Below are 389 nucleotides of genomic sequence, written 5' to 3' on the forward strand. Positions count from 1 at the left end.
CGATTTTCAGGCGCTGCTCACCATCAACGGTGAGATGGTCATTCATCTTGATGTGCTCGTAACGGTCGTTTTCCACCGTTAAATGACTGTCGTGACGGATGAGCGTGGTGGCGTCGTTTTCAATCAGTGCTTCGGTATCTTTCTGGGCATGAATGGCGACTTTTTCATGGGCTGACTGGTCTTCAAAACTCAGCTCGTTGAAGCCTTCGCCCTGATGGGTTTCGGTGCGCAGCACAGTTTTGGTTTTGTGCTCGGGCAACGGGTAAGGCGGTATCTGACTGGCATTGTAAGCCCGCCCGGTCACCAGTGGCTGGTCCGGGTCGCCGTCAAGAAAATCCACAATCACTTCGTGGCCGATGCGCGGCACGGCAACCATGCCGTACTGACTC

The 389-nt window shown here is 54.5% G+C and carries 1 protein-coding gene; it reads right to left on the reverse strand.

Going from position 1 to position 389, the window contains the following annotated elements; all coding sequences use genetic code 11:
- Positions 1–389 (reverse strand): bacteriophage T4 gp5 trimerization domain-containing protein (locus tag AC55NX_RS20860; RefSeq protein WP_496997474.1); only part of this gene is annotated, 389 nt, incomplete at both ends.

This window comes from Vibrio rubrogenes, from assembly GCF_059641415.1.